Below are 7,690 nucleotides of genomic sequence, written 5' to 3'. Positions count from 1 at the left end.
ACCCTTGCAGAATCCCATCGACAAGCAGCATGAGCTCTAACGATACGACTAGGCCAAATGAGCGTGTGGTGCGCTTGCTGATCGTGGACGACCACACCCTCTTTCGTCGCGGCTTGATGGCCCTGCTGGGCCATGACCCTCGCTTTGAGATCGTGGGCGAAGCGGCGGACGCCACCGAGGCACAACGCCATGCCTCCCAGCATCAGCCAGACTTGATCCTGCTGGACAACCACATGCCAGGGGTTCACGGCGTCGACGCACTGGCTGGCTTACGCGAGGTCGCGCCTCAGGCCAAGGTGCTGATGCTGACGGTCAGCGAAGACGCTCGCCATTTGGCTGCTGCGCTGCGAGGTGGTGCCAGTGGCTATCTGCTCAAGACAGTTGACAGCGATGTCCTGGCCGCCGTGATCCTACGCACCATGGCCGGTGAATCCATCATCAGCCCGGAGATGACAACCAAACTGGTTCAGGCCTTTCAAGCGGAGCACCTGGCTCAGGCGCCGACCCCACCCGCCGCAGATCCGCCGCCAGACCCACTGAGTAGCCTATCCCCGCGCGAGACCGAAATCTTGCGATACATCGCACAAGGCGCCAGCAACAAGGAGATCGCCCGAGCTTTGGACATCGCCGAAACTACGGTCAAGATTCATGTGCAACACATCTTGCGCAAATTAGGGCTCAGCTCGCGCGTGCAGGCGGCGGTTTATGCAACGACTCACTCGCTTTGATCGCTCAATTCGAGTCTTCAAGATTGGCGGCACCGCAGCGGAATCCCCGCCCCGTTCATTGCTCCGCACTCCCCCGCATCCTCAGCCCCTCATACAACTGAGCCGGCCCCAGCAAAATGTGCTTCAGGCCTTGGCGGACTTTTTCTGAATCCAAGGCCTGCTTGCTCATGGCACCGTGGGCTTCGAAGGCGTCGATGATGGCGTTCATCAGCTCGGCTGCCAAGTCGGGCGAGTTTGAGAACTGCTCTTTGCTGTTGCTCATGGCTTGCTGTACCAGCAGGTCAGATTCCAGCAGCTTGCCCTTGAGCACGTTGTTGACATAGATGAGTTTGTCGTCGTCGGTCAACTCGCCGTCAAAGAGGTCGTTCACCTTGGCCACGATCTCTGAGAGCAGCAACTTGGTTTTCTCTTGTAGCTCACCGCTGCCCGGCGCTGTCATCGGCTGAAGTTTGTAGTCAGCATCCTCCTCGCCCAGGATCAGCGGCACCGTGCCCTGGTGCTTGAGCTTGTGGTGCGTGAGCGTGACCTTGGACAAGTCCACCCCTTCGCGGTCGCGGCCAAAGTCCAGCAGGGGCAGTAGGCGTTTGAAGAAGATGGCCCGCTTCTCGATGGCGGTATTGCCATAGTCGAACATCTGCGAGAGAAAGGCATACACCCGCACAAAGGTGGCCAAGTCGCCCTTGAACATGATGAGCGCGTCCAACGCGTCCTTGGCGTGCTTAGCCTCGGGGCCATCGGCCTGCTGGGCCGTCGCTGCGTCATAGTCTGCCTTAGCCTGCTTGAAGCGCTTGAGCAGGCGGTCGGCCACCGGCTCGATGGCGGCAATCAACTGGCCTTGGGTGGCTTTGGGGTTCAGTTCCACCTGGGCGACACGGTCCACCTCGTAGTCGTCATAGTGGCCCGCACTGTCCAGCTTGGCACGCAGGTCGAATATCAGTTCAGGGTCCGTCACGCCGGCCAGCTCGGCCGTCTCGTAATAGGTCTGAAAGGCCGTCAGCACCTCTTGCGGGTCGTTGGCAAAGTCGAGGATGTAGGTGGTGTCTTTGAGCCCATGCGGGCCGCTGTAAGCCCGATTCAAACGCGAGAGCGTCTGCACCGCTTGAATGCCGGCCAGCTTTTTGTCCACGTACATGCCGCACAGCAAGGGCTGGTCAAACCCAGTTTGGAACTTGTTGGCGACCAACAGAATTTGATACTCATCCGTTGCAAAGGCATCCCGGATGTCACGCCCCTTCAGGCCTGGGTTCAAGGCCTTGCTGGTTTCGGTGACAGGCTCACCCAACTCACTCGCGTCGTTGACCTCCCCTGAAAACGCCACCAGCGTGCCCAGCCCATAGCCCTGGGCCTGGATGTAGCTGTCCACGGCCAGCTTCCAGCGCACGGCTTCCACCCGACTGCCCACCACCACCATGGCCTTGGCATGGCCGCTGAGCAGGGGCTGCACGTTCTCCAAGAAGTGCTCCACCACCACCTGCACCTTTTGGGCAATGTTGTAGGGGTGCAGCCGCACCCAGCGCATCAAGCCCTTCAGGGCTTCGCTGCGTTCGACCTCTTGATCGTCCCACTCCTTGCCGTTGTGAGCCAACTTGAAAGCCAGCTTGTAGGAGGTGTAGTTCTTCAACACATCAAGGATGAAGCCCTCCTCAATGGCCTGGCGCATGGAATAGACATGAAAGGCCGCAGGCAAGTTGTCTGGCCCCGCAGGCTCATCGGCCCGAGGCTTGCGGCCAAACAGCTCCAAGGTCTTGGCCTTGGGCGTGGCCGTGAATGCCACATAGGTGATGGCTGAAGGCCCATCCGCCTGCCCTGCTCTGGTGGCCATCTGGGCCGCCAAGATGTCCTCAGTGGCCACCTCGCCGCCATCCGCAAGTTCTTTCAACTCATCCGCACTCAGCACCTGCTTGAGCTTGCCCGCGGCCTCGCCGGTTTGCGAACTATGGGCCTCATCTGCAATCACCGCAAAACGCTTGCCCTGGGTGGCTGCCAGTTCTTGCACCGCGCTCAAGGCAAAAGGAAAGGTCTGGATGGTGCACACGACAATCTTCTTGCCGCCCGCCAAGGCGTCGGCCAGCTCGCCGCTCTTGCTCTTGGCGTCTCCCTTGATGGTGGCCACCACACCGGCTGTGCGTTCAAAGTCAAAGATCGCCTCTTGCAACTGGGTGTCCAGCACCGTGCGGTCACTGACCACCAGCACCGTGTTGAAAACCTTGTTGTTCTGTGCGTCGTGCAGGTCGGCCAAAAAGTGCGCCGCCCAGGCAATGGAGTTGGTCTTGCCGCTGCCTGCACTGTGCTGAATCAGGTACTTCTGCCCTGCTGCGTCAGTCAACACCGCCTGCACCAGCTTGCGGGTGGCATCCAGCTGGTGATAGCGCGGGAAGAGCACTGAGGTGATGCGCTTTTTAGCGTCGCGTTTGGTCACCAGATAGCGGCCAATGATCTCCAGCCAACTGTCGCGCTGCCACACCTGCTCCCACAGGTAATAGGTGCGGTGGCCTTTGCCATTGGCAGGGTTGCCCGCCGCACCATGGTCGCCGAGGTTAAAGGGCAAAAAGTGCGTGGCGGGGCCTTGCAGCTTGGTGGTCATCATCACCGTGCGGTTGCTCACCGCAAAGTGCACCAAGGCCCCACGCGGAAAGTCCAGCAGCGGCTCCGCAAAGGCTTTGCCTTTGGGCTTGGGCAGGCGGTCAAAGCGGTATTGGTCCACCGCCGCGTTGTTGTCCTGCGTGAAGTCCGTCTTCAGCTCTGCGGTGGCTACCGGAATGCCATTCAAAAACAGCGCCAGGTCGATGATGTCGTCGTGGTTGGTGCGCACCTGCCGCACCACCCGCAGCCGGTTGGCCGCATAGCGGGCCTGCAACTCGGGGTTCATGGCCAGCGCGGGCTTGAACTGCGCCAGCTTCAGCGGCGCCTTCAGCCCCAGCATCTCTACCCCCACGCGCAGCAGCTCCAGCGTACCCCGGTCATCCAACTGCTTGCGCAGGCGCTCCAGCAGCATCAGCTCGGCTTGGGCACCATGCGTCTTGGTCAGTGCGCTCCAGGCCTCGGGCTGTGTGGCCTGCACCCAGGCCAGCACATCGGCCGGGTAAAGGGCACGTGGAGTGTCGTAGCCCTTGGCATCCCCCTCGGCATACAGCCAGCCATGAGCGGCCAGGTGCTGGCAGATCTCGTTCTCAAACTCGATTTCGTTGTGCAGTGCCAAAGCAGCTCCCCGGGGCTGAAAGGCTCAGCCATGTTGATTCGCGCTGATTCGATCGCCAACGCCGCCCCATTTTCATCAAAAAAAGGGGCCATCAACGCGGGGCACTTCAAATTCGCGGTCGCTGACCTAACGGCACAAAAACGCCACCAAGGCTTTCAGGGCAGGCACCCTGGCCTGCGCAGCATCCAGCACTGCTTTGCTCAGGTGCTGCTCAAACAGCCCAGGGGCGTGGGCTTGCGCCTTCAGGGCTTGCTCAAATGCGGATTTGCAGTGTTTGGTGTCGTGCGGCACGGTTTTGCCCAGCACCGCCAGCACCATGGCCTCTAAGCACGGCGTGGCCTCAAACACCTCAATCTTGAGCTTCTTCGCACGCGCACGCTCTTGGTCATCCCAGTTGGTGTCGGTGTCCAGCAAGGCGCCCACTTCATCAAAGTGCGCCTGCTGCCACTGCCTGCGGGTGTAATCCAGCACCCCTGCGCCACCCTTGCCCTTGGCGTTCTTCAGGGTCACGCGCTTGTCACCCCGCTGCAAATAAAGCGCTTTGAGGTGCTTCAGGAAGTTGAGCTCCGCTTCCCCCTCGCCCACCAACAGCGCCGTGCGGTACTGAGTGCGCGGCTTGGCCACAGGCTTGCGTGTGGCCATCACAGCGCGGGCACAGCACCGTAGGCACCTGCCATGTACTTGGCGTAAAAGTTGTCGTCGGTGCGAATGCCTTGGATGCTGTCCATCCGCCACGCACTGCTTTCGCAGCTCTCGTCCTTTTCCACCAAAAACACCTGCGACTTGTGCAGCACATTCAGCACCTCCATCGCATGGCAGGTGAACATGATCTGGGCACGGTGCGGGTTGGTGTGCGGGCTGGCAAACAAGTCGAGAATCGGCTCCAGCATGTGCGGGTGCAGATCGTTCTCAAACTCGTCGATCACCACAATGCCGCCCATGCTCAACACCGGCAGCAAGCGCGAGAGGAGCACAAAGGCACTTTGGGTGCCGCTGGACTCTTGAAACAGAGACAGCTCCCGCGTGCGGCCTTGCCTGTCTGTGTGCAGGCCAAAGGGCAGCCACACCGTTTGAGGCTCCTCGTCCGGCCTCTGCACCGTCTGCTGGCGCACTTGCACATCGCTCAAGCCCAAATCCCAAGCCTTAAGCAGAGCCACCATTTGGCTCTGCTGGGCCTGGTTAAGCGCAAAGTGCCGGGCCGCCGCCGTCAGGTCTTGCGGCATACGGCCTGTGGCCACCACATTGGTCTGCAGGTGGATCTTGGTGAACTTCTGCGCCTGCGCCACACCATACTGTGCAGCGGTGGCGATCAACGATGCGTTCGGGCGTACCTTGCGGGCTTCCGACGGCGCCATGTCAAAGTCCTGCTGCTTGATGCGGTAGCTCTGTGATGCCTCATCCCAATCGCGCACAAACACATAGCTGAAGCCTTTGACCTTCTGCTGGTACAAAGCTTCGTTCAGCACGCGCTGACGCGTCAGCCGCAGCACATAGCGCCACATTTGGCCATCTAGGCCTTCAGCCTCGACCTCGAATTCAGTCGGCTCGTCCGGGGCGCTGAAGTGGGGCGTGAACGGAATCGGAGCGTCCGCCTGCGCCAGAAATGAGTTCTGCAGGAACCACACCAAGAAGGCCACCGGCTTGATCAACGCCGTCTTGCCCGAGCCATTGGCACCAATGACCGCCGCCACGGTACTCAGCCGGTGTCCACCCGCCGACACGGCCTCCCACGCCACAGGCGGCACCTTGCCATTGAGGCTCAGGTCCACCTCCGTGCGGTCACGAAAGCTCTGGAAGTTTGAAAACGCGTAGCGGTGCAGCATAGGAGGCCCCAATGGCGAAACGGTGCAAGAAAGAAGATTATCAGCCTTATTCAACATTTTTTTGTTGATAAAAGCGTTAAATCATCTTTTTACGCTCGCATGCCTCAATTTCAGAGGGGCAAACGGACTAGTCACTCAACCCTTCGCCCCAGGGCTCCTGAGGCTGAGGCCTGGCAGCGTTGCAAATGCGATGCCAGTGGTGGGCCGCGCCAAAACCCAGCGCCACATGCAAAACCCGCCCCACATAGGTCGACGCATCAGCACGCTCGAACCCTAGGCCGAGGAGATCCCGAAAGAAGAAGTCCATCGTCGCGGCCCACTCCGTGACGCTCTGGCCATGCTCTTTAGCAACGTCACCCAAGCGGTCATGAAGCGAATGGAGCCGTGCATATTCAAAACGGAGGCCACGCCGAGGCAGCTCCCAGCCCGCCAAGGCAGACAGCCCATCTGCAGCCCAGGGGCCATAAGCCAAGCGAGCATTCGCCACCAGCAGGCCGGGCCCCGCAGGCAGGCTCTCTGCCGCGTCTGCCAGGTGACCCAACATGACGATGATGGCCTTCAGTGCGTTGGCCAACTCCTCATCTTTTGCATCGAGCGAGTAGGCCAACTGGTTCAGTAAGGACTGGGCATCACCTTCAATCGACATGCATTGACTCCCACCCGCGCACATCGATCTGGCCGGTGACGGCGGCGGAGATAAGGGCAGAGCGGCGTTCGCGCAGTAGTTCAATGGATAGAACGGCTTCATCAACGAGTGCGTCGAACTCGCGCATCAACCTCTGCAACTTTTCAAGTATCGACTGCTGCTCGGAGTAAGGCGGGACTGCCACCCATATGTCGCTGAGTGTGCCGATATTGATCACGTCCATAGTGCCTCCACGGCTGAGTACCGAGAACTGCTCAAAAGTTACAGTGCTTCGCAGTACCTCAGCCAAGTAGCTCGACGACACCTTATCAACCACTCGAAGTCGAATGAGCCGCGGATTGATAATCCCTAGCTCGGCGCTTTCGGGGACAACGGCTATCTTTCCAAAGGTTCCTACACAGCTGATCAGCACGTCGCCTTCTTGAGTTGCATATTGGGCAAGCTGCGCAAACGTGGCTTCGTCGATGTAGTAGTCGCCTATTGAAAAATCGCCTGGAATGACTTGCTCTTGACCGTAAACACGGTAGCCAGAGCTGGCATACATGTCCTTGGTCAGCGCAGATCCAAATGGTCCAGCCTTGATGTCAGAGGCGAGGAACTTGAGGCGCACAGCCGACCAATGCGCAGGAACCTCCCCCAACCACTCGACGCCCGAATCCTTCATCGGCACCGACGGATCCAGCCCTTTAGTCACGGCCTGGCAGATGACGGCCTGGCGCTTTTCCTTGAGCAAGCTGATGAGCTGCTCTTGCTCGGCCACCAGGGCATCGATCTTGGCGGTTTCGCGGTCGAGGAAAGCTGCGATTTGCGCTTGCTCTCGGGGCGAAGGAAGATAAGTGGTCAAGGCTCCGAACGCATCAGGGTAAAGACGCAGCCTCGAATCAATCACCCCTGCAGAGAAAGCCTTGAAATAGCGTATGTACTCGTCGCTTCTCAGAAGGTAGTGAAGGTATCGAGAAGACGATCCATCGACAACTTGGAACACGGAGTACGCCGGGCTGCAAATGCCGTGTAGCGGCGACATGCCGAGCCCACGATTCCAAGCCAGCATGATGTTCATCACGAGGTCATTTGGATAACAGACCTTGTAGCCCTCCAGCGACTCGGCGCGACTCAGATGGTCACCATCATCTAATATCTCAGACCGTGGCGTGACACCTGTGTACGCAGATACAGAGAGCAGCGTCTCCTCACCCGCAATTGAGCGCTCTTCACGTTCGCGGAAGACCTCCTTGAAGCGCGCGCGACGCCAGCTCGAAGGCACTGATCCGAGCCACTCCACCCCACTGTGCTT

Annotated in this window: 6 protein-coding genes; 1 reads left to right on the top strand and 5 read right to left on the bottom strand. The window is 59.6% G+C overall.

All coding sequences use genetic code 11. The features are described 5' to 3' along the window. Positions 1-29 precede the first annotated feature (29 nt). Positions 30-728 (top strand): response regulator, encoded by a 699-nt coding sequence (locus KAK11_RS19735; RefSeq protein WP_210811178.1) that lies wholly within the window; start codon positions 30-32, stop codon positions 726-728. Between the two features lie 55 nt (positions 729-783). On the opposite strand, the gene KAK11_RS19730 is transcribed toward KAK11_RS19735, so the two are convergent. The 5 genes from KAK11_RS19730 to KAK11_RS22255 form a co-directional block, all read right to left on the bottom strand. After that, positions 784-3,927, bottom strand: a complete 3,144-nt coding sequence (locus KAK11_RS19730; protein ID WP_210811149.1) for a type I restriction endonuclease subunit R — start codon at positions 3,925-3,927, stop codon at positions 784-786. 126 nt (positions 3,928-4,053) lie between these two features. Then, positions 4,054-4,569, bottom strand: coding sequence for a hypothetical protein (locus KAK11_RS19725; protein WP_210811148.1), 516 nt, complete (start codon positions 4,567-4,569; stop codon positions 4,054-4,056). Next, positions 4,569-5,750 (bottom strand): AAA family ATPase, encoded by a 1,182-nt coding sequence (locus tag KAK11_RS19720; protein WP_210811147.1) that lies wholly within the window; start codon positions 5,748-5,750, stop codon positions 4,569-4,571. Before KAK11_RS19720 ends, KAK11_RS19725 begins: the two co-directional genes overlap by 1 nt. A gap of 127 nt (positions 5,751-5,877) precedes the next feature. Further along, entirely contained in the window at positions 5,878-6,396 is a 519-nt protein-coding gene (locus KAK11_RS19715; protein ID WP_210811145.1) for a hypothetical protein, read from the bottom strand. Then, the gene (locus tag KAK11_RS22255; protein ID WP_210811144.1) at positions 6,386-7,678 is read right to left on the bottom strand and encodes a restriction endonuclease subunit S; all 1,293 of its coding nucleotides are present in this window, start codon (positions 7,676-7,678) and stop codon (positions 6,386-6,388) included. The genes KAK11_RS19715 and KAK11_RS22255 overlap by 11 nt, the downstream gene beginning before the upstream one ends. Positions 7,679-7,690: the final 12 nt, after the last annotated feature.

It is taken from the genome of Ideonella paludis (genome assembly GCF_018069865.1).
GTDB classification, from domain to species: Bacteria; Pseudomonadota; Gammaproteobacteria; order Burkholderiales; family Burkholderiaceae_C; genus Ideonella; species Ideonella paludis.
Note: the sequence above shows the minus strand (reverse complement) of the source record. Positions and strands in the feature narration are given on the sequence as shown.